Here is a 21,041-nt window from a genome sequence, read left to right on the forward strand (position 1 = left end):
TGCGGCCCTTCGACAAGCTCAGGGCAAGCGGGGGGAGGGTTGGCTTAACCCCGAAAGCTGTCCTTCGCCGCGCGGCGTTCGGCGAGTTGCTCTGCCGACGCGGCGCGCATGAACGGGTTGGTTGCGCGTTCGAGTGCGATGGTGGTCGGGACGGTGGGCAGGCCTTGGGCGCGTAGTGCATCCACCTGTGCCATCCGGTCGGCGAGCGCTTCATTATCCGGCTCGGCGACCAGTGCGTAGCGGCCGTTCGACTGGGTGTATTCGTGCGCGCAATAGACGGTGGTTTCGCCGGGTAGCGCGGCGAGCCGCTGCATGTTTGCGAACATCTGCGCCGCCGTCCCCTCGAACAGGCGGCCGCAGCCCATTGCGAACAGCGTGTCGCCGACGAACACGATCTCCGCTTCGGGGAGGTGATAGGCGATATGGCCGGCGGTGTGGGCGGGGACGTCGATCACCTCCGCCTTGAACCCGCCCAGCATCACCGTGTCATCCTCCGCCACCAGCCGATCGGCGGTGGGGATTTTCGCGGCCTCGGCGGCGGGGGCGATGATGGTGCAGCCGGTGGCGGCCTTGATCGCGGCGTTTCCTCCGGTGTGGTCAGGGTGCCAGTGGGTGTTCCAGATCGCCGAGATCGTCCAGCCGCGCGCGACGGCAGCCCCCAGCACCGGGTCGGCGACGGCGGGATCGACGACGATGGTCTCGCCCGACGCGGCGTCATGCGCCATCCAGATATAGTTGTCGCTTAACGCTGGGATGCGGACCACTTCGATCATCGGACTCTCCTAGCAGTTCGAAAAGTTCGCGCGCCAGCCGTTCGGTGAGCGCCTGTGCGCCCTCGGGCGGCTGACCGGGGAGCGGGGCGCCGAGCGACGCGGCCTGTCCGGCCCAGAGCGGGGAATAGTCGCCGCGCCCGTCCGCCTCGGCCACGCGGCGCAATTCGGCGAGCGCGGCGGAGGCATAGGGGAAGCGCGGGGCGGCGGGGTGGACGGGGCCGATTGCGTCGATCAGCGCGTTACGGATGCCGCGTGCGAGGCCGCCGGAGAAGAGGTTGGTGACGACAGTCTCGCCGGTGCGCAGCGCTGCGCGATGGGCGGAGGAGATCGTCGCCTCGGCCGTGTGAAGATAGGCGGTGCCGAGCTGGACTGCGCCTGCGCCCAACTGAAGTGCTGCTGCGATACCCGCCGCATCCGCGATGCCTCCCGCAGCGATAGCAGGAACGAGCGGCAGATCGGCATCGAGCGCGACCTGCCGTACCAGCGCCAGCGTGCCCTCGGGGCGGTAGCCGTCGAGAAAATAGCCGGCATGGCCGCCAGCCTCGAATCCCTGGGCGATGACGAGATCGACATGATCGGTAAGGAAATTTGCCTCGGCGCGTGTTGTGGCGTTGCCGACAATCAACGCGCCCGCGCGGCGCACCCGGTCGAGCAAGGCGGGGTAGGGTAGGCCGAAATGAAAGCTGACCAGTTCGGGTCTTAGCTCCTCGACCACCGCGCACATCGCCTCATCGAACGGCGCGCGTAGCGGCGGCGGGGTGGCGAGCGGGCCGACGCATTCCTTGTCATAAAAGGGCTGGAGCAGCGCGCGCCACGCGGTTTCGTCGGGCGCATCGTCCAGATGGTGGCAGAAGAAGTTGAGGTTGAGCGGACCGTCCGCCTGCGCCCGGACTTGAGCTATCTGCTCACGCACTTGATCGGGGGTGAGCATCGCGCAGGGGAGCGAGCCGACCGCGCCGCCGCGGATTGCTGCGGCGGCGAGTGCGACTCCGCTCGCGCCAGCCATCGGTGCCTGTATGATCGGCACCCGCGCTCCGGTCAGCCGGAAAAATTCCCGGACGGACCAACCGTAAAGGATGTCCGCCCTTGGCAACTCACCACACCCCGGTGTTGGGCATCGACGCCCAGGGTTCGGCGGGTTCGAGATGACCGTCCTGCAACAGCTCGACCGAAATGCCGTCGGGGCTGCGCACGAACGCCATATGGCCGTCGCGCGGGGGGCGGTTGATCGTGACGCCCGCGTCCATCAGCCGCTGGCAGGATTCGTAGATATTCTCGACGCGATAGGCAAGATGGCCGAAATTGCGGCCGCCGGTGTAGCTTTCGGCGGGGCTGCCATCCTCGGGCGGCCAGTTATAGGTCAGCTCGACCTCGGCGCGGGGCCGACCATCGGCTTCGGACGTGTCCGCCGCGATGTCGCCGGGGGCGGCGAGGAAGATCAGCGTGAAGCGACCCTTCTCGCTTTCCATCCGCCGGGTTTCCTTGAGGCCGAGCAGTTCGAAGAAGCGGATCGAGGCGTCCGGGTCGGTCACCCGGATCATGGTGTGGAGATAGTGCATCGGGAGTCCCTGTCCTGGTTCGCGCCAGAGATAGGGAGGATGAGGCGGGAGTCTATTCCTGCTCGGCAAATTGTTGGAGCGCGGCGCGGGCGGAGGCGCCGATCGGGCCGTCGGGCGATAGCTGCGCGGCGCGGGTCCAGGCGGCTTTGGCGGTGGCTTCGTCGCGCGCGACGGCGGCGATGTTACCCGCTTCGAGCTGGACCGACGCGTCGTCGCCGGCCTTTTCCAGCGCGCGGGCGATATGGTCGCGGGCGAGCGGGATGTTGCCGGTGCGGCGCGCGAGATTGGCGGAAAGCAGCCACGCCATCGGGTCTTTCGCGGCATGAACCAACGCCTTGTCGAGGTCGCTGCGCGCGCCGGCAAGGTCGCCCGATGCGACCAGCGCGCGGGCGCGGTCGAGATGCGCCTCGCCGAGCTCCAGCCCTTCGAGCGTGCCGGTCGCCAGCGCGGCGTCCAGCGCGGTGCGGGCCTTGGCGGCTTCACCGGCGGCGAGCCAGGCATTGCCCGCCTGTGCCCAATATTTCGACGCGCGGCGATCGCGCGCGACTTCGGCTTCGCGCGCGGCGGTTTCGAACGCGCCGCCCGCGCTGACCCAGCGCTGTTGCCGGGCATAGGCCATGCCGCGGCACTGTTCCGCGAGGAAGCGTCCGTCCGCCATGCGCCAGCGATTGGCTTCGGCGATGCCCGCTGCGGGGTCGTCGACGGCGAGTTCGACGCAGCGTTCCCAGCGCTGTTCCTCGGGCGAGGGCGGGCCGACGGGGGTGGGTGGCGTGACGGTCTGGGCGGCGGCGGCGAGAAGGAGGAGCATCATGATGTGGGGAGCAGGTCCTCAAGGGTGCGCAGGATCAGGGCGATGTCCTGCGGGCGCGACAGGCGGTGATCGCCGTCCTTGACGAGAAGTGTCTGCACATCGTCTGAACGCAGCAGGCCGGCAAGCGTGACGCTGCGCGCCCATGGCACATCGGGGTCGCGCTGGCCGTGGATCAGGCGCGCGGGCATGGGCAGGTCGATCGGTCCGTGCATCAGCCGGTTCGCCTCGCCCGAGGACCAGAAGGCGCGGGTGGTGACGGTGGGCTGTGGCGAATAATCGGATGGCTGTTCGAGGCGGCCTTCGTTGAGCAACGTCATTTTCTGCGCCTGGGTGAAGCCCCAGTCGGTGAAGTCCGGGGCGGCGGCGATGCCGATCAGGCCCGCGATCCGGTCGGGCCGCGCCTTCGCGACGAGCAACATGATCCAACCACCCATCGATGATCCGACCAGCACCACCGGTCCTTCGATCAGGCGATCGATCAGCAGCAGCGCGTCGTCGCGCCAGCTCGCCAGCGTTTGATCCTCGAACGCGCCTTCGCTCTCGCCGCAGCCGGCATAGTCGAAGCGCAGGAAGGCGCGGCCGGTGGATCGCGCCCAGTCCTCGATCGCGACCGCCTTGCTCCCGCTCATGTCGGAGGCATAGCCGGGGAGGAAGATGATCGTCGGCCCGGTGCCGGGGCTGTGGCGATAGGCGAGGCGGTGGCCAGCGGTGTTGATCATGGGAGGGGGTTTAGAGAGCATCGGCAGATTTTACGACCTTCACTCCCCTCCCTGAAAGGGAGGGGTTGGGGGTGGGTGCGCGCGTCGGCGCGCCGAACAGACTCAAACTGACCGCGCGGCAGAACAGCGGCAATCGAGGCATCGAGCCTCGCTTGCCGCTAAACCCACCCCTAGCCCCTCCCTTTCAGGGAGGGGAACGGAAGGTTGATAGGGCCTTTGGTGCGCTTTGAACCATGACGCGCGTGTCCCGCGTGGCTAGGGTGCCGTCATGGACGATCGCCCGCTTCCCCTGCTGTTTGGTGCGCATCTGGCGCGGGATCGGCGGCGGTCGGTGCATACGGTGCGGGCTTATGAGGCGAGCGCGGCGCGGTTGATCGCGTTTTTGTCGGGGCATTGGGGCGGGGCGGTCGATCGGGCGGCGCTGGCCAAGGTGAGCGCGGCGGATCTGCGCGCCTATCTGGCGCATCGGCGCAATGACGGGATCGGCAATGCCAGCGCCGCGCGCGAGCTGTCGGCGGTGCGGGCGTTTCTGAACTTTGCGAGCGGGGAAGACGCCGAACTGCCCCGGCTTCGGGGCCCACGCGTGCGCAAGGGCGTGCCGCGCCCGGTTTCGCCCGACGAGGCGGTGGCGCTGGCCGAGGAGGTGGCGGACGATGCGCGCGAGCCGTGGATTGGCGCGCGCGATCTGGCGGTGCTGCTGCTGCTTTATGGTGCGGGCCTGCGCATCGGCGAAGCGATGGCCCTGACCGGGTCGGCGCTGCCGCTGGGTGAGACGCTGCGGGTCACGGGGAAGCGCGACAAGACGCGGATCGTGCCGCTGTTGCCGCAGGTGCGCGCGGCGGTGGAGGACTATGTGCGGCAATGCCCCTATGGCACCGCGCCCGGCGCACCGCTGTTTCGCGGGGCGCGTGGCGGGCCGCTCGATCCGGCTTTGGTGCGGCGGGCGGTGCGGGCGGCGCGGGTGCGGCTGGGGCTGCCCGAGCGGACGACGCCGCATGCGCTGCGCCACAGCTTTGCGACGCATCTGCTGGGGCGGGGGGCGGATTTGCGCGCGCTGCAGGAATTGCTGGGCCATGCCAGCCTGAGCTCGACGCAAATCTATACCGCGGTGGACGCGGCGCATCTGCTCGACGTCTATCGCAACGCCCATCCGCGCGCGTGAGTCCGGAACCCTTTTCGCGCTCGCCCATTGGGGTCGCGGGATAGCATAACAGGAGAGACATGATGATCCGGACCGGATGCGCGATTGCCGCGCTTGCACTGACCGCAGCGTGCGGCGGTGGCACCACCAATATGGCGGCGCCCGCCAACGACGCGATGATGATGGAGAATGTCGCTCTGCCGATCGAGAATGGGAGCGGCGCCAGCGAAAGCGCGACGGCCGCGCTGGCCAAGGCGGACGGCAGCGCGGCGGGTAGCGCGGTTGCGACTGCGACACCGGAAGGGCTGACGGTGACCGTTTCGGTGACCGGGATCACGCCGGGTGAGCATGGCGTGCATGTGCATATGTCCGGCAAGTGCGACGCGCCCGGCTTCACCACTGCGGGCGGCCATTGGAACCCGGCATCGACCCAGCACGGGCTCGACAACCCGCAGGGCGCGCATGCCGGTGACATGCCGAACCTGAATGTTGCCGATGACGGCACCGGCACGCTGAGCTTTACGCTGCGTTCGGGGACGATGGCGCAGCTGCTCGACGCCGATGGATCGGCGTTCGTGGTCCATGCGGGCAAGGACGATCAGAAGACCGACCCGTCGGGCGATAGCGGCGACCGCGTTGCATGCGGCGTGTTCGCGGCGGGATGATCTAATGGTTACGGGCCGGTCAGCGCGTAGCGTTCGACCGGCTCGTAGCTTGCCCCGGCGCTGCCGAGATGGCTTTCGTAGAGCGTCATGTGCGCGATCGAAAAGTCTGCGCTGGTCAGCGCAACGTTGCGGGCGAGGAAGCCGTCGACCGGCCCCGCCGATCCGGGAAGCCGCGCCAGCGTGATGTGCGGGACATAGGCGCGATGTTCGGGTTCAAGTCCCGCCCGGATCAGCGCCTGATCGACCTTTTTGTGCAGAATCGCGAGCGGTTCGCGCGGCGCTACCCCGGCCCACAGCGCATTGGGCCTGCCGCGCGTATCGAACATGCCGCAGCCCGACAGGCGTAGGGTGGGCAGGTCGAATCGGATGCTGGTCAGCGCGGCGGCGACATCATCGGCGGTGCGCGAATCGACCTCACCGATATAGCGCACGGTCAAATGAAGCTGGTCATCGTCCTGCCAGCGCGCGCCATCAACCCCGTCCATCAGGTCGATGAGCAGGTCACGAATCGCGGCTGGAGGCCGTAGAGCGACAAACAAGCGGTGCATGGTGGAGCGCGTTAACCCACTTCGTCAGAATCGGCGATTCCGGTTTTCCTTGAATCTGTGCGCCAGAACCATGATATTCGGTAACATCCGGGCGGCCGATATCCAGAGACCGCCGGGCAAAGGAGTTTGAGATGGCTAACTGGTCTGACCCCCACACGACCGCCGCGCCGTACGCGACGGCCGCAGGTACGCGGGATAGCGCCGCGTATGATGCGGGGCTGCGGTCCTACATGCTTTCGGTTTACAACTATATGGCGTCGGGCGTGCTGCTCAGCGGTATCGTCGCGCTGATGTTCAGCTGGGGCGGTCGCGAATCGATCGCCTATTCGGTGTTCTCCAGCGGCGGGCCGCTGGTCTGGCTGATCATCCTGTCGCCGCTGGCGATCGTGCTGGCGATGAGCTTTGGGCAGAACAAGTTCTCGACGCCCGCGCTGCAGGGGATGTTCTGGAGCTTTACGGTCCTGATGGGCCTGTCGCTCTCGACGCTGCTGCTGCGCTACACCGGCACCTCGGTTGCACAGGCGTTCTTCGCTGCCGCAGCCGGTTTTGCGGGTCTGAGCCTCTATGGCTACTCGACCAAGAAGGACCTGTCCGGCATGGGCAGCTTCCTGATCGTCGGCCTGATCGGCATCATCGTTGCGTCGATCATCAACATCTTCACCCAGTCGAGCACCATGGCGCTGATCATCAGCATCGCGGGCGTGCTGATCTTTGCGGGTCTGACGGCGTATGACACGCAGCGGATCAAGAGCATGTATCAGTATGTCGCCGGCACCGACATGGTCGGCAAGGCCGTGATCATGAGCGCGCTGACGCTGTATCTGGACTTCATCAACATGTTCCAGTTCATCCTCAGCATCATCGGCACCTCGCGCGACTGATCGCTGCGTCAGGACTGATTTGTGAAAGGCCCGGCCAGCAATGGTCGGGCCTTTCTGCGTTTCGGGAGCGGAACGCAGTCGGCGCGGCGCGCGTTTCGATGATCCACCCCATCGGGAGCAGGATCATGGAAGACGACAAGAAGCGCGGCGACGCCGGGACCGACGAGAGCATCGCGGAACGGCTGGAGAAGAACCCCGAGAGCAAGCAGGCGCGGCTCGACCGCGCACTGGATGAATCGATGGATGCGTCGGACCCGCCTTCGGGGACGCAGCCGATTCACGCGCATCATGCGGTGCCTTCGACTGGTTATGATGCCGAGAAGGAGGCCGAGCTGGCGAAGAAGAAGGATGAGGCTGAGGCGGAGTAACTGAACACGCCGTTTGCCCTGAGCTTGTCGAAGGGCGGCTACTGACAGCGGTGGCTTCGGCCCTTCGACAGGCTCAGGGCAAACGGGGGTGTTCCCGTCCTAACGCTTCATCACATCCAGCGCCGCAGCAGTCATCGCTTCGGCAGCCGTGCCAATGACCTTCTCGGCATCGGGCGCCCATTTGGGGCTGTGCAGCGAGGGAAGGCCGGTGCCGCCATTGGCCTGCGCCTTGGCCCACTGGTCCTGCGGCACGCCGCCGACCCAGTAGATCACGCTCTGGATCGAGGTGTCGGCGATGGCGTAGCGGCCGAAATCCTCGCCCGCCATGGTCGGGGCAATGTCCTGCACGCGGGCGTCGCCGAAGCGCGTCGTGAACAGCGTCTTGAGCTGGCCTGCAAACGCCGGGTTGCTGACGGCGGGCGGGGTGAAGGGCTCGCGCACCGTGACCAGCGGCATCCGGTCTTCAGGTACCCCGGCGGCGATCGCTTCGCCCTTGGCGATGCGCGCGATGCCGTCGAGCAGCTGCTTGCGCACCTCCGGCGTATAGGCGCGCACGGTGAGCAGCAGCAGCGCCTGATCCGGGATGATGTTGTGGCGGGTACCGCCCTGGAAGCTGCCGACCGTTACCACGGCGGAGTCGAGCGGGTCGATCTCGCGCGCCACCAGCGTCTGGAGCGCCGAGACGATGCGCGCGCCGAGCACGATCGGGTCCTTGGTCGTTGCCGGGTAGGCGCCATGGCCGCCGACGCCCTTCACCACGATATCGACCGAATCGACGCTGGCGAAGGTTGGGCCGCTGCGGATGCCGATCGTTCCGGCGGGGAGCGCGGCGCTGTTGTGGAAGGCGATGGCGTGGGTTGGCTTGGGGAAGCGGGTGTAGAGGCCGTCGTTGAGCATAGCGATTGCGCCGCCGCTGCTTTCCTCGGCCGGTTGCGCGACCATGACGAGCGTGCCGCGCCACTGGTCCTTCATCGCGGCGAGGTTGCGCAGCGTGCCGACCCAGGCGGTCATGTGGGTGTCGTGCGCGCAGGCGTGCATCACGCCGCTCTCGACCCCTTCGGGTGTGCGCGTGCGAACCTTAGAGGCGAAGGGGAGGCCGGTCTCCTCGGTCACCGGCAGGCCGTCCATATCGGCGCGGATCATCACCACCGGGCCGTCGCCATTCTTCAGCACCGCAACCACGCCAGTCCCGCCGACCTGTTCGGTGACGGTATAGCCGGCCTTGCGCGCTTCGGCGGCGAGCTTGGCGGCGGTCTTGACCTCGGCGAGGCTGACCTCCGGGTTGGCGTGGAGGTCCCGGTACAGCGTCATCAGCGACGGCAGCTCACGCGTGGTGGCGTCGCGGACGCTGTCGGCGGCGGCGGGCAGGGCGAGCGTGAGGGTCGCGGCGGTGGCGGCAAAGAGGGTCTTCATGCCGCCACCGTAACCCGACCCCGCCGCGACGCAACGGCCAAGACGGGTTACCCCGCCGGGACCATCTCGATCACGTCGATCTGCGATTCGAAACTGGGATAGGGCAGCACCAGCCGCCAGCGGCCGATCGCGACGCGCTCGATATAGCCGGCCATGTCGCGCTTGCGGTCCTGGCTATAGGTCAGCGCCCTGGTCTCATCGCCGAGTTCGAGCGCGCCGAGGAAGATCACGCGCGCGTCGGACTCGGCATAGAGCGTGCCCGACGGGCGCTGGTCGCCCTCCAGCACCGCGAAGACCGGCATCTCGCCGTCGCGCCCGATGCGGCAGCGTGCCCAGGGCAGCATCGCGAAATTGCGCAAATCCGCGCGCCGCGCGCCGAGCTTGAAGGTGCGGCAGCGATAGTCGCCGGCGGGCGGCATGGCATTGGCCATCGCCCGGTCGGGCTCGAACAGCGCGCCCTCGCGGGCGATGACGCCATTGTCGGCGGTGCGGGCGGCGGGCAGGGCGGCGACCCAGGCCTTGCGCCAGTCGCGCAGCCGGTCGCGGTCCTGATCGGTGGTGACGGCGCGCCAGCGCGTCTCCGGCGGGGTTTCGACCAGGCTGAGGCCGTCGCGGGCGCATGCCGAGAGCGCGACGCCGGCGAGCAGGGCGAGGAGCGTGGTGCGGGTCATGCCGCAGTCCACCCGCCGTCCATCGCATAGTTGGCCCCGGTGATCGAGCGCGCCGCATCGCCGCACAGGAACAGCGTCAACGCCGCGACCTGTTCGGGCAGGACAAACTCCTTGGTCGGCTGGGCGGCGAGCAGGACGTCGTTCATCACCTGCTCGCGCGTCATGCCGCGCGCCTTCATCGTGTCGGGGATCTGGTTCTCGACCAACGGGGTCCAGACATAGCCGGGCGAGATGCAGTTGACGGTGATGCCGTCGGTCGCGGTTTCGAGCGCGATCGTCTTGGTCAGGCCGGCCACGCCATGCTTGGCGGCGACATAAGCGGACTTGTTGGGGCTGGCGACGAGCGAATGGGCCGAGGCGGTGTTGATGATGCGGCCCCAATTTGCGGCCTTCATATGCGGCACCGCCGCGCGCATCATGTGCCAGGCCGAGGACAGGTTGATCGCGATGATCGCGTCCCATTTCTCGAGTGGGAACTCTTCGATCTTCGCGACATGCTGGATGCCGGCATTGTTGACGATGATGTCCGGCCCGCCAAGCTCGGCATGGCAGCGTTCGACCATCGCGTAGATCGCGTCGGGCTTGCTCATGTCGGCGCCGTCGTAGAGCGCCTTCGTGCCGCTGATCCCCTCAAGCCCGGCGCGCTCGGTTTCGATCGCGGCGGCGTCGCCAAAGCCGTTGATCATCACGCTCGCGCCGTCGGCGGCCAGCGCCTTGGCGATGGCGAGGCCGATGCCGGAGGTGGAGCCGGTGACAATGGCGGACTTGCCCTTGAGGAACATGGGATACTCCTGATTAGCGTTTGGCGAGGTCGAAGGCAGCGGTGCGGCCGTCGGCGATGTTGCTGGCGATCAGCCGGGCATTGGCCATGGTGCGCGCGACATCGTCGCCGCCTGCCTGCCAATGTTCGCGCATCGACCGCGCGGAAAATTCGAAGTCGCGGCTGCCGCCCTCCCACGCATTGGCGCGGTAGATCAGGTGGACGAGGCTGACCGGCTTTTCATCCGCCGCCTTGCGCAGCGCGGCGACATCGGGATCGTCGGCGAGCGAGTCGGGCAGCTTGGCGAGCACCTTGCGGATCAGCTCGCGCTCCTTGCGCAGTTTCAGCCGCTCGTCGCTGACCTGGCGGGTGCGGCTGGAGAAGCGGATTTCCTTTTCGCGCGCCATCACGTCGGTGATCGTGTGCGGCATCGGCGCGGCGGCGGAGAACAGGTCGATCTGGAACACCAGCATCGCACTTTGCTGGTGATCGAGGACATGGATCAGTGGGGTGTTCGAGACGATGCCGCCGTCCCAGTAGAATTTGCCGTCGATCTCGACCGGGGGCAGGCCGGGGGGCAGCGCGCCCGAGGCCATGATGTGGCGCGCGTCGATGCGGTCGGTGGTGGTGTCGAAATAGCGGAAATTGCCACTCTCGATCTCGACCGCGCCGACCGACAGGCGGACCGGGCCGGTGTTGAGAAGATCCCAGTCGATCAGCGAATCCAGCGTCTCGCGCAGGGCGGCGCTGTCATAATAGCTCAGCGCGGCGCAGCTGCCCGGCGTCGCGAGAAAGGGCGGGACGGTGCGGGGGTGGAAGAAGCCGGGAACGCCCTGCATCAGCACCGCTGCGGCGGACCATTCATGGACCAGCTCGCGCACCTGATCCTGCGGGAAGATCGGAAAGCTGGGCAGGCCGCTGGTGACGCGGCTCCAGAAGGCCTCGAGCCGCTCGACCCGGCGTTCGGGCGGATTGCCTGCGACGATCGCGGCGTTGATCGCGCCGATCGAGATGCCGGCGACCCAGTCGGGTTCGATATCCGCGATCGCCAGCGCCTCGATCACCCCGGCCTGATAGCTGCCGAGCGCGCCGCCGCCCTGCAGCACCAGCGCAACGCAGCCGGGGAGGGGGAGCGGGGCGTCGCGGCCCACTTTCCTGCTTCGCTGTGGATCGGCATCGGCCATGGCGAACATGTGGTGCAACGCGGCGCGAAGGGCAATGCGGGATTCTTCATGCAACGCGATGCCGCTTGGGGCATTGTGGCGGGAAGGAAACGATAAAAGGGGATGGGCCATGCGGCTCGACGATCTCGATCCCAGTAACAATGTCCGCGATCTGGGCTCGGGCGGTGGCGGCGGTTTTGGCGGTGGGGGTGGCAACATCCTGTTCGCGCTGCTGCCGATGCTGCTGGGCAGTCGCCTTGGCTGTGGCACGATCGCGCTGATCGGGATTGGCGCGGCGATCTTCATGACGGTTGGTGGTGGCGGCGCGTTGCTGAGCGGTGGCGGCACCACGACCGGCAGCGGCGGGCAGCAAGTGGCGCAGCAAAAGGCATGCGACACGCCCGAGGAGCTGCAGGCATGCCGGGTGATGACCAGCACCGAACAGACCTGGACCAAGTTATTCGCGGCGGACGGGCAACGCTATCCCGCGCCGGTGCTCAACTTTTATGAGGGTGGCGTGCAGTCGGGTTGCGGTCAGGCGACCTCGGCGGCGGGGCCGTTTTACTGCCCGGCGGATCGCGGCATCTACCTCGATACCGCCTTCTTCCGCGAGTTGGCGACGCGGTTCGGCGCGGCCGGCGATTTCGCGCAGAACTATGTGATCGCGCATGAGGTCGGCCACCATATCCAGAACGTCACCGGCACGATGGAGCAGGTGCGCGCCCGTCAGGCGCGGATGACCCAGGTCGAGGGCAATGAATTGTCGGTGCGGGTCGAGCTGCAGGCGGATTGCTATGCCGGCGTGTGGGCGGCGCAGAATCGCGATCGGCTGGAAGCGGGCGATGTCGAGGAAGGGCTGCGCGCGGCCGAGGCGATCGGCGACGATACGCTGCAGAAACAGGCGCGCGGGACGATCGTGCCCGAGAGCTTTACCCATGGCACGTCGGAACAGCGCATGAAGTGGCTCAAGCGCGGGCTTGAGAGCGGCAGCCCGGCGGCGTGCGACACGTTCAGCGGCGCGGTATGAGCATGGTTCGATGAGCGTCGCATTCCGTCGTGAGAGCGACGAGGAGCATAAGGAGCCCCGCTTCGAACTGCCGATCCCGTCGGGGCCGAACATCGTCACCGCGCGGGGTCGCGCGCTGATCGACGATCAGGTGCGCGATCTTGAGGCGCAGCTGGATGGGCTGGAGGGCGAGGAAGCGCGTGCGGCACTGCTGCGCGACCTGCGCTACTGGCACACGCGGCAGACGACGGCGGAAGTCGCCGCGTTGCCCGAAGCAGGCGTGGCGGCGATCGGGTCGCGCGTACGCTTTCGCATGGGCGGGCGCGAGCGGGAGATCGAGATCGTCGGGCACGACGAGGCCGATCCGGCGGCGGGCCGGATCGCGTTCCAGGCCCCGCTTGCGGCGGCGATGATCGGCGCGGAGGAGGGCGAACTGATCGACTTCAACGACCGGCCCGAGGCGATCGAGATCCTTTCGGCCGAGCCGATTCCCGAGTGACCGGCGGACCCGTGCGCGGCTTCCCGCCGGGCGGGTTTGCCGTTGCAAAGCGAGTGGCGGAAAGCTAAATCGGCGTCCGTTCGGCGCTGCCGAACGTGGAGCGGGGCTGTAGCTCAGATGGGAGAGCGCTGCAATCGCACTGCAGAGGTCAGGGGTTCGATTCCCCTCAGCTCCACCAGACCATGTCCTTGATATCATTGAATAACATCCCGCTCACCGGGCGGGAGGTGTCCGCTGAAAAGATGATCTTGGGATCATAACGGGATCATAAACGTACCGATCCGGCGTTATCGGCCTTTCTGCCCGAGTTCCCGCCCAGCTCCTCCACCGTGTCAATCAGTTCCTTGAGGTGGTCGGGACGCAGGTGGCGGTAGTTGCGCTGGATCGGCCAATCGCCGTTTCCAGGTCCCGGTTTGCCCGCTCTGCGGGAATTCTCTGGATGTCTTGGGACAAAGAAGCCGCGTTGATCATATGTGTCGATCATCTCGGTGCCCCGATGATGCTTGGCTGCCAGTTTCAAAGCCATACCGAGCGGCGATCCACATTCCGCTGGACCCCGGCGGCGAAGGATGAGGCCCTTGCCCGCAGCAGAAGCCGACGCCCTTGAGCGGTGCGTGCGAAGACGAGATCGGATGAGCCGATCCGCTCCCGCCAGAGCTCGGCAAAGCGTTCCGCGACTTCCTTGCGGGTACCCAAGGCCACCGGGACCGCATGGTAATCGACCCGCCTTCTTGGTCCGAGCCAGGTCCGGCGCACCAGCACATAACGCGGATTCTGCACCGGCCCGAGGATCTCTGCGATCGCCTGCATTACCTGGCGTTCGGCTGCCCGGCTCACTCCGGTTAGAATGACATCCCTGCGCCCGTCGAGACTGGTACGGATTTCAAATGCAGCGTGATCCAGTTCCCGGCCGCTGACGACATCGGCGTCGACGAGCGCCCGGAGCGTGACCCATGCGACCTCGCGCAACGATCCCTCCAGCGAGCCGTTGCGCCATAGCAACCGCCCGGCCTTCAGAAGGCGCGGCAGGCTGGCGAGCGTCGCCACCCCGGCAATTCCCATGCCGACCAGGCCGATATCCTCAAATGAGTGGACGGCGCGCAACTCATTCGCCGCGGCCATCGCCCCGCTGCCTATTGCGCTCCAGCCGAGCGCGTGCAGGGTGTCGAACCAGCTCAGCGCGCGCGGGGCATGCGTGGCGGCGGCGGTCTCGCGCGCCCTCGCCCGTGGTGCCCCCTGACCAAGCGAAACCCGCCAGCGCTCGGCAATTGCGGGGCGGTCGGCCGCGATGCGAAAGGTGCGCAGATTGCTGGCCGCGCTGGGTGTCGAACTGGCGATTCCGAGCCGCGCAAGCCCATCCTCGATCAGCGTCGACGCGCCATTGGATATCCCCTCGAACGCCTTGAAGCGGCGCGCAACGACGTGGAGATCCGAAACCTCGGAGGGCGCGTCGTCATTGAGGAAGCCCCAATTCAGGCTGGTTGCCAGCGTGTCCCAGTTTTCGCGGTCGGCGGGATCGATCGTCGCGAGGTGCCAGATATTGGCGACCTTTTCCGGCCGTGACGGGTCGATCCGGATCGCGCGCCCGCGCATCTGGTTCGAGAGCATGAAAGATGCGGTGTTGCTCGCCAGCACGAGGCTGTTGAGCACCGGCGCGTCCCAGCCCTCGCCGAGCAGCGACTGGGTGCCGACCAGAATGTGGAGGTCGCCGCGGATAAACAGTGCAGTGACCACGCGCACGAGTGCAGCCGAACCTCCCGTCCGGCATTCCACGCGGACATGATCCGGGCAGCCGGGCAGATCGATGAACCGGAAATTGCCGGGGGCGAGGCCAAGTTCCGTAGCGAGCCCGTTCATCGCGTTCAGAGCCGCCTTCGGGATCAGGACCAGGCTGCCCGTGAGCACGCCGAGATGATGCGCGTCGATCGCTGAGCGCCGAAGCGTTTCGAAGATCGGCACGACGCCGAGCTTCGCAGGCGCATAGTCGGCGTCGGCGCGTGACGGCAGCTCGCCCGCGCGGATATGGTCGGACAGGACGACCATCCGCAAGTCATTGCCCAGTGCCTCCGTCTCTGCCCGGGCTATCGTCACGATCGAGTCGAGCTTGGCGAGACTGGACGACATGAGCTTGAACACCGAGCGCGTGTGATGAAGCCGCACCCGGCCACCCTCGATCAGGCCGTGGCGATGCAGTCTGTCGCGAAGGCTTTTGTGCCGCGTGGGATCGAGCGGAAAGCTGGCGGCATGCTGTGTGACGAGCCCGTCGAGCAGGCGCTCGAACCAGAACAGCGATGGCGCGGGTACATCGCGCGCGGCGACACCAAGCCGCTTGAGTGGAGGTTTCGGGAGTTTGCGCCCGGCCGATGCCAGAAACACCAGCACTGCGGAGAGCATTTCCGGCGCGTCGAGAATGGCTTCGATGTGTGCTTCGGGATCGGTCAGCCAGGGGTGCGCGGCGAGCCAGTCGAGCAGGGCATCGTCGCTGCGCAGGTCAGCCGCAAGCTCGCCATGTGCCCTGCGCCGCCGCTCGAGCAGGTCAAGCGCGTCCTCATGCGGAGTGGACAGGATCAAATGGTCCTGATGCGGGCAGAGGTCGCCATTGCGCACCAGCTCGGGGATGCCGATTTCGAGGTCGATCGGCCCGCACAATTCCTCGTAGCGCGACCATTCGGCGAAGCTCGCGTCATAGGGCGGCGTCGCGGTCAGCGCGACCAGCCGAACATCCTCCAGCCTGCTCGCAAGGTCGAGCAGGCACTTCCACCATTCCCTGCGCAGATGGTGCGCCTCGTCTAGCACCAGCGTGAGCGGGCCATGACCATTTAGCGTTTCGATCAGCGCGTCCAGCGTATCGCTGCGGCGCAAACTGTCGAGCGCCTGATAGGTCGTGAGCGTCAACTGTCCGGGGGCGGCGAGGTCGTACGAAATCGATCCGGCGGTCGGTCGTACATCGAGGAACATCGGGCACAGACGCTGCTCCCACTGATCGCGGATCGCGATCGTGGGCGCAAAGACGAGCGTTGGCCTGCCGATCCGCCGGGCGATCTCGAGGCCGAGGACCGTCTTGCCCGCGCCCGGTGCTGCGACCACATGCAGACGCCGGTCATTCAGGTGCGCGTCCATCTCCTCAAGAACACGCGCCTGATAGTCGCGCCATTGCCCCTTGAAGTTCATGGTCTTGAGCACGCCTGATCGATAGCAACGTCGGGTGCCTCCGGCCATGCGGATCTTTCTCTCCGCCTTCACCCATCCAATCTTTGCAAGTCCATACAAAGCACTTATGTATGCGTTATGTATGGAGTGACATGATGGAACCGGCATTCGAAGGTGACGCAAAGTGGAAGTGGATCCTTCATTCGGGGTGGCATGGGCTGTGTCCGCGCTGCGGGAAGGGCGCGATGTTCAAGTCGTGGTTGCAGATCACCGATCGCTGCGAGAACTGTGGCCTGGGCTATGAGTGGGCGTCGCCGGATGACGGCCCTGCCTTTTTCTCGCTGTGCTTCGTCGCGTTTCCGCTCACATTTCTGGGCGTGTGGTTCCAGGTCGCTTTCGAGCCGCCCATGTGGGTTCATATGCTGACGACGATCCCGTTGATGGTGATCGGCTGTGTGCTTCCGCTCCGACCGCTCAAGGGCTGGCTGGTCGCATCGCAGTTCGCAAACAACGCGCAGGAGGCGGGGACGGCGGAGCTGTGGGCCAAGCTCAACAAGACTGCGGCGAAGAAGAGCGAGTCAGATGAACCACCAGTGGATTCCTGACCTCACCGCCATCAGTGGCGTCAAATATGTCGCGATTGCCGACGCGCTGGGGGCGGCGATCGATCAGGGCGTTGTGAAGCCAGGCGACCGGCTGCCGCCGCAGCGGGACCTTGCTGCGCGGCTGGGCGTCGATCTGACGACGGTCACCCGTGCCTATGAAGCCGCACGGGTGCGCGGGTTGATCGAAGGGCGAGGCCGCTCTGGCAGCTATGTGCGCGATCCATCGCGGATCGAAGCGCCCCGGCGTCAGGCGCTGGATGCCGGCATGAACATGCCCCCGGAATTGCCGCGTGGCATTCTTGGCCGAACGATCGCCCAGACGATCGATCAGCTGATGTCGCACAACGCGGCGTCGAGCCTGCAATACCAGCCGGCTGGGGGCGCGCGGGAGGATCGGGTTGCAGGCGCCGAGCTGCTGACGCGGATGGGCGTTCCGTCGGTCGACGACGACGTGCTGATTACCTCGGGCGGGCAGAGCGCGCTGTTCGCGATCATGAATGCGATGTTCGAAGCGGGTGACGCGATCGCCTGCGGAGCGTTCGTGTATCCGGGGTTTCGGGCGATCGCCGAGCGGTTGGGCCTGCGGCTGATCGCGCTGCATCGGATGGATGCGGACACGCTGCGGTGCGCGTGTGCGCGCGAGGCGATCAAGGCGCTCTATCTGGTGCCGACCAACGACAATCCCACCGCAGTCACCCTGACCGCATCGGACCGGCAGGCGCTGGCTGAGGTTGCCGAGGATCATGGCATCCAGATTATCGAGGACGACGCCTATGGTGCGCTTGCCTCAGCCCCGATTGCGCCGCTGGCCAGCTATGTTCCGCATCGCACATGGCATATCGTCAGCACGTCCAAGATCATCTCGCCCGCGCTGCGCGTCGCGTTCGTGCGCGCGCCGAACATCGCCGCCAGCCTGCGGCTCGCGTCCGAGCTGCATGCGGCAACGATCATGGCACCTCCGCTGAACGTCGCGATGGTCAGCGCTTGGATATCCAACGGCACATTCGATCTGCTGCTGGCGAAAATGCGGGAGGAGAGTGCGAGGCGCCAGATGCTGGCGACGCAACTCCTGAGCGACCTCGATGTCTCGAGCCACCCGGAAGGGTATCATTTGTGGTTGCGTCTGCCGCCGCATTTGAGCGGACGGGACATTGCCGACCTTATGCGTCCGACCGGTCTCGCGGTCATCCCGTCCGAGCGGTTTGCGGTGGGGGATGCCGGTCCCGAAGCCGTCCGGGTATCATTCGGCGGCGCGATCTCGCTCGATCGCTTGAAGATCGCTCTTCTGACGCTTCAGGGCTATGCGTGCGCGCCGGCCAACATGTCTCCGCTGGTCTGATACGGCGATGGCAAGGCCCGATGTCGACCAGATCCGCGCGCTCGCTGCCCAGGCTTTGAAGAACCGCGGGCGCGCTGCGGATGCAGCGATCGTAAGCTCCGGCGGGGGCGATGATTTCCCCGAAGTCGAGGTCGCCCGCCTCGCGCTGACCGCGTCACATGCGGACCGCCTGCGCCTCGAACTCGCGCTGCGCTTTTACGCCGAGGCCGAGCATTGGGATAGCGATGTGCCCGACGCGTCACTCGCGGTCTTCGACCGGGGAGAGGTGGCCCGGGCGGCGCTCCAGGGCAGGGATCAGCTGGGATCACATCGCGACTGAGGTGCTGGCCCTCAGCCCAGCGCCTCGAATCGGAAATTGGCAAACTTCGCCGTGCCCGCACCTGCGGAATAGAGGCCGGGGCGCAGCATCAGGAAGCCGCCGCGGACATTGTGGTGGTAGCCCGACACCTCCATGCCGCGGTCGAAGCGGTGCCAGGTCTTTCCGCCATCGGCGCTGGTGTCATAGGTGACGATGTGGCGGTCGTTGGTCACGCGCATCCGCATCTTGCGCCCGTGCGGGTTGGCGGGGCGGCCGCGCTCGATGCCGTACTGGTGGGTGACGAAGCGCTTTTCGTCGAAGCCGAGGCCGCAATAGAGCTTGTCGTCGTAGAACAGGATCAGGCCGGCGGTGCCACCCGCTGCGATCTCGATATCGCATTCGAAGCGATAGGCGGGGTCGCCCGCGATCAGCAGCAGCGGCGAGGAGCTGGACGGCGCAGTGCCGCGTGCGTCGAGGTGCAGGACATTGTTCGCGACGCGCGCACGGCTGCGCTCATCGGGGGCTGGGCGGAAGAAATTCCATTTGGTGCCGATGGCGAGGGTCGAGAAATCGTCCGAGAGCGCCATGCCGTGGGGGCCGGTCTTGTCGCCGCCCTTGGGCTTGGCCAGCGGCTGCGACAGGTCGCCGCCCTTCATGCGGAACCAGCCGTCGTCGGTCCATTCGATCGGATCGAGCAGCGCCTGACGGCCGAGCGTCCAATAGCCATTCTCGAACCCGTGATAGACGCTCCACCAGTCGCCCGCCGGCCCTTCGACCAGTGTCGCATGGCCGCGCGACCACCATTTTTCCTGCAAGGACGTCGTGCGGACCAGCGGGTTGGCGGGGCAATTCTCCCAGGGCCCGTGAATGGAGCGTGAGCGTGCGGCGATGACCATGTGCCCGGTCGGAGGACCGGCGGTGCCGCCGACGGCGGTGATCATGTAGAACCAGCCCTTATGGCGGGTGATCTTCGGCCCCTCCGGCGCGAAACCCTCGACGATCCAGTCCTTGGGATAGCGCCACGGGTCATAGACATGCTCGGGCTCGCCGATGCGGCTGAGGCCGTCGTCGGACAGGCGCACGCGGTCGCCGCCGGACAGGAACAGCCAGCGCGACCCGTCCTCGCCCACCGCATGGCCGGGGTCGATATGGTTGGGGAGCTTTAGGTCTACGGGCTCGCTCCACGGTCCTTCGATCTTGTCCGCCCAGATCACCCAGCTGGTGTTCGGTCCCTTGGTCGGGATGTAGAGGAAATATCGGCCATTGTGTTTGCACAGCTCCGGCGCCCAGACTGATCCGATGTTCTTGGTCAGCGCCGCGCCGACCGGCTGCCAGTTGATCAGGTCGCGCGAGTGCCAGATGACGAGGCCCGGATAGGAATCGAAGGTCGAGAAGGTCATGTAATAGTCCTTCCCGTCCTTGAGGATCGTCGGATCGGGATGGTCGCCCGCCATCAGCGGGTTGAGGAAGCGGCCATCGCCAAGATCCGGGATGCGCTGATTGTCGAAGCCGCGCTTCCAGTCGGGAGCTGCTGGCTTCGGGGTCTGCGCCGCCAGCGCCGAAGGAAGGGTCGAAAGCGCGCTGCCGATCGAGGCTGCGCCGATCAGGTCGCGGCGGTTCATACGCATGGGTACTTCCCTTTTTGTTCAGACGAGGATGCCGCCGGCCCAGGCGAGAAACAAGTCGGGCCAGGCGGCGACGGGTTTGCCGAGCGTCTTGCGCAGGCCAAAGCCATGGCCGCCATGGGCGAAGAGGTGGGTTTCGACCGGAATGCCCTTCGCCCGCAGTGCCGCGCGGAGCAGCAGGGCGTTCTCGACCGGCACGACGTTGTCGTCCTCGGCATGGAGCAGGAACACCGGCGGGGCGTTGGCGGGGACGTTGCGGTCGGGCGAATGCGCTGCCTCCCGCGCGGCATCGGCACCGGCCCCGATCAGCAAATTGCGCGATCCGGCATGGGCGTGCGGCGCGGTCATGGTGATGACGGGGTAGATCGGGGCGGCGGCATCGGGGCGGGCGCTGTGGCGATCGGCGGCGTCGACGGGGTCGTACACGCGCGCGTCGAAGCGGGTGAGCAGGTCTGCGCACAGGTGCCCGCCGGCGGAAAAGCCCATCGCGGCGACGCGCTGGGGATCGATGCCATAGTCGCGCGCGCGGTGGCGGATCAGGCGCATCGCGCGCTGCGCATCGGCGAGCGCCACGTTCGGTCCGGCGGCCCAGCCTTCGCCGGGCAGGCGGTAGAAGAGGACGAACACGGTGAAGCCGCGCGCCGACAGCCAGCGGCCGAGCTCATAGCCCTCTTTATCGATGACGATGTGGCGATAGCCGCCGCCCGGGGTGATCATCACCGCCGCGCCATTGGGGCGATTCGGGCGGAACACGACCATGCGCGGACGGGTGATGCCGAGCACGGCGCGATCGGACAGGTCGCGGTCGGTGCTGCGTTCGGTGACGGTTTCGACCGGGGGCGTGGCGGGCAGGCCCGGCGCGCCCTTTGGCCACAGATCGATCGTCTCGGGCGGATCGGGAAGCCCCGCCGGCCCCGGCGTTCCGGTGGCCGGCGGTGCAGTCTGGCCACGCGCGGCGGACGCGATCAGCGCCGCGCCGCCCGTGGCGGTTACGAGAAATTCACGGCGGCCGAGCCGAAGGGGAGCTTCACTCCCGGCCGCCATGTC

23 protein-coding genes and 1 tRNA gene are annotated in these 21,041 nt (G+C 66.9%); 10 read left to right on the forward strand and 14 right to left on the reverse strand.

Annotated features, from left to right (window positions below; all coding sequences use genetic code 11):
• Positions 1-44 precede the first annotated feature (44 nt).
• The 5 genes from gloB to VGN66_RS04465 form a co-directional block, all read right to left on the reverse strand.
• Positions 45-773, reverse strand: coding sequence for a hydroxyacylglutathione hydrolase (gloB, locus tag VGN66_RS04445; protein ID WP_327517655.1), 729 nt, complete (start codon positions 771-773; stop codon positions 45-47).
• Positions 715-1,800 carry an NAD(P)H-dependent flavin oxidoreductase gene (locus VGN66_RS04450; protein WP_327517656.1) on the reverse strand — a complete coding sequence of 362 codons (1,086 nt, stop codon included), beginning with the start codon at positions 1,798-1,800 and terminating at the stop codon, positions 715-717. The genes gloB and VGN66_RS04450 overlap by 59 nt, the downstream gene beginning before the upstream one ends.
• 67 nt (positions 1,801-1,867) lie before the next feature.
• Entirely contained in the window at positions 1,868-2,332 is a 465-nt protein-coding gene (locus VGN66_RS04455; protein WP_327517657.1) for a VOC family protein, read from the reverse strand.
• 52 nt (positions 2,333-2,384) lie between these two features.
• Complete coding sequence (locus tag VGN66_RS04460) at positions 2,385-3,143, reverse strand: hypothetical protein (protein WP_327517658.1); 759 nt, start codon at positions 3,141-3,143, stop codon at positions 2,385-2,387.
• Positions 3,140-3,862, reverse strand: a complete 723-nt coding sequence (locus VGN66_RS04465; protein ID WP_327517659.1) for an alpha/beta hydrolase — start codon at positions 3,860-3,862, stop codon at positions 3,140-3,142. Before VGN66_RS04465 ends, VGN66_RS04460 begins: the two co-directional genes overlap by 4 nt.
• Positions 3,863-4,130: 268 nt before the next feature.
• Here VGN66_RS04465 and VGN66_RS04470 point away from each other — a divergent pair, with 268 nt between their 5' ends.
• Together VGN66_RS04470 and VGN66_RS04475 are read left to right on the forward strand one after the other, a co-directional pair.
• Complete coding sequence (locus VGN66_RS04470) at positions 4,131-5,024, forward strand: tyrosine recombinase XerC (protein ID WP_327517660.1); 894 nt, start codon at positions 4,131-4,133, stop codon at positions 5,022-5,024.
• Positions 5,025-5,086: 62 nt separating this feature from the next.
• Positions 5,087-5,668, forward strand: a complete 582-nt coding sequence (locus tag VGN66_RS04475) for a superoxide dismutase family protein (protein ID WP_327517661.1) — start codon at positions 5,087-5,089, stop codon at positions 5,666-5,668.
• A gap of 8 nt (positions 5,669-5,676) precedes the next feature.
• Here the strand turns inward: VGN66_RS04475 and thpR are convergent, their stop codons facing one another.
• On the reverse strand, positions 5,677-6,216 hold the full coding sequence (gene thpR, locus VGN66_RS04480) for an RNA 2',3'-cyclic phosphodiesterase (protein ID WP_327517662.1): 540 nt from the start codon (positions 6,214-6,216) through the stop codon (positions 5,677-5,679).
• A gap of 131 nt (positions 6,217-6,347) precedes the next feature.
• Here thpR and VGN66_RS04485 point away from each other — a divergent pair, with 131 nt between their 5' ends.
• Both VGN66_RS04485 and VGN66_RS04490 read left to right on the forward strand, forming a co-directional pair.
• Positions 6,348-7,097, forward strand: a complete 750-nt coding sequence (locus VGN66_RS04485) for a Bax inhibitor-1/YccA family protein (protein ID WP_327517663.1) — start codon at positions 6,348-6,350, stop codon at positions 7,095-7,097.
• A gap of 125 nt (positions 7,098-7,222) precedes the next feature.
• Complete coding sequence (locus tag VGN66_RS04490) at positions 7,223-7,465, forward strand: hypothetical protein (protein WP_327517664.1); 243 nt, start codon at positions 7,223-7,225, stop codon at positions 7,463-7,465.
• A gap of 99 nt (positions 7,466-7,564) precedes the next feature.
• Here the strand turns inward: VGN66_RS04490 and VGN66_RS04495 are convergent, their stop codons facing one another.
• Genes VGN66_RS04495 through VGN66_RS04510 form a run of 4 tightly spaced genes read right to left on the reverse strand, consistent with a single transcriptional unit; the run spans position 7,565 to position 11,493 of the window.
• Entirely contained in the window at positions 7,565-8,878 is a 1,314-nt protein-coding gene (locus tag VGN66_RS04495) for an amidohydrolase (protein ID WP_327517665.1), read from the reverse strand.
• 47 nt (positions 8,879-8,925) lie between these two features.
• Positions 8,926-9,549, reverse strand: a complete 624-nt coding sequence (locus VGN66_RS04500; protein ID WP_327517666.1) for a DUF4893 domain-containing protein — start codon at positions 9,547-9,549, stop codon at positions 8,926-8,928.
• Positions 9,546-10,331, reverse strand: coding sequence for a 3-hydroxybutyrate dehydrogenase (locus VGN66_RS04505; RefSeq protein ID WP_327517667.1), 786 nt, complete (start codon positions 10,329-10,331; stop codon positions 9,546-9,548). Before VGN66_RS04505 ends, VGN66_RS04500 begins: the two co-directional genes overlap by 4 nt.
• Positions 10,332-10,344: 13 nt before the next feature.
• Positions 10,345-11,493, reverse strand: a complete 1,149-nt coding sequence (locus tag VGN66_RS04510) for a patatin-like phospholipase family protein (protein ID WP_327517668.1) — start codon at positions 11,491-11,493, stop codon at positions 10,345-10,347.
• A 109-nt stretch (positions 11,494-11,602) separates the two neighbouring features.
• Here VGN66_RS04510 and ypfJ point away from each other — a divergent pair, with 109 nt between their 5' ends.
• From ypfJ to VGN66_RS04525, 3 genes are all read left to right on the forward strand, one after another.
• Positions 11,603-12,499 (forward strand): KPN_02809 family neutral zinc metallopeptidase, encoded by an 897-nt coding sequence (ypfJ, locus tag VGN66_RS04515; protein WP_327517669.1) that lies wholly within the window; start codon positions 11,603-11,605, stop codon positions 12,497-12,499.
• A gap of 10 nt (positions 12,500-12,509) precedes the next feature.
• Entirely contained in the window at positions 12,510-12,977 is a 468-nt protein-coding gene (locus VGN66_RS04520; RefSeq protein WP_327517670.1) for a GreA/GreB family elongation factor, read from the forward strand.
• Between the two features lie 102 nt (positions 12,978-13,079).
• Positions 13,080-13,155: transfer RNA gene (locus VGN66_RS04525), tRNA-Ala, on the forward strand.
• Positions 13,156-13,242: 87 nt separating this feature from the next.
• Here VGN66_RS04525 and VGN66_RS04530 read toward each other — a convergent pair.
• Entirely contained in the window at positions 13,243-13,461 is a 219-nt protein-coding gene (locus tag VGN66_RS04530) for a hypothetical protein (protein ID WP_327517671.1), read from the reverse strand.
• Between the two features lie 32 nt (positions 13,462-13,493).
• Positions 13,494-16,160, reverse strand: coding sequence for a DEAD/DEAH box helicase family protein (locus VGN66_RS04535; protein WP_327517672.1), 2,667 nt, complete (start codon positions 16,158-16,160; stop codon positions 13,494-13,496).
• A gap of 122 nt (positions 16,161-16,282) precedes the next feature.
• On the opposite strand from VGN66_RS04535, the gene VGN66_RS04540 reads away from it, so the two are divergent.
• Genes VGN66_RS04540 through VGN66_RS04550 form a run of 3 tightly spaced genes read left to right on the forward strand, consistent with a single transcriptional unit; the run spans position 16,283 to position 18,390 of the window.
• Complete coding sequence (locus VGN66_RS04540) at positions 16,283-16,732, forward strand: DUF983 domain-containing protein (RefSeq protein ID WP_327517673.1); 450 nt, start codon at positions 16,283-16,285, stop codon at positions 16,730-16,732.
• Complete coding sequence (locus VGN66_RS04545) at positions 16,710-18,071, forward strand: PLP-dependent aminotransferase family protein (protein WP_327517674.1); 1,362 nt, start codon at positions 16,710-16,712, stop codon at positions 18,069-18,071. Before VGN66_RS04540 ends, VGN66_RS04545 begins: the two co-directional genes overlap by 23 nt.
• A 7-nt stretch (positions 18,072-18,078) precedes the next feature.
• Positions 18,079-18,390, forward strand: coding sequence for a hypothetical protein (locus VGN66_RS04550; protein WP_327517675.1), 312 nt, complete (start codon positions 18,079-18,081; stop codon positions 18,388-18,390).
• Positions 18,391-18,401: 11 nt separating this feature from the next.
• Here the strand turns inward: VGN66_RS04550 and VGN66_RS04555 are convergent, their stop codons facing one another.
• Together VGN66_RS04555 and VGN66_RS04560 are read right to left on the reverse strand one after the other, a co-directional pair.
• Complete coding sequence (locus VGN66_RS04555) at positions 18,402-19,997, reverse strand: family 43 glycosylhydrolase (protein WP_327517676.1); 1,596 nt, start codon at positions 19,995-19,997, stop codon at positions 18,402-18,404.
• Between the two features lie 18 nt (positions 19,998-20,015).
• Positions 20,016-21,038, reverse strand: coding sequence for an alpha/beta hydrolase (locus tag VGN66_RS04560; protein WP_414713191.1), 1,023 nt, complete (start codon positions 21,036-21,038; stop codon positions 20,016-20,018).
• Positions 21,039-21,041: the final 3 nt, after the last annotated feature.

It is taken from the genome of Sphingomonas sp. (genome assembly GCF_035998645.1).
Lineage (GTDB): Bacteria > Pseudomonadota > Alphaproteobacteria > Sphingomonadales > Sphingomonadaceae > Sphingomonas.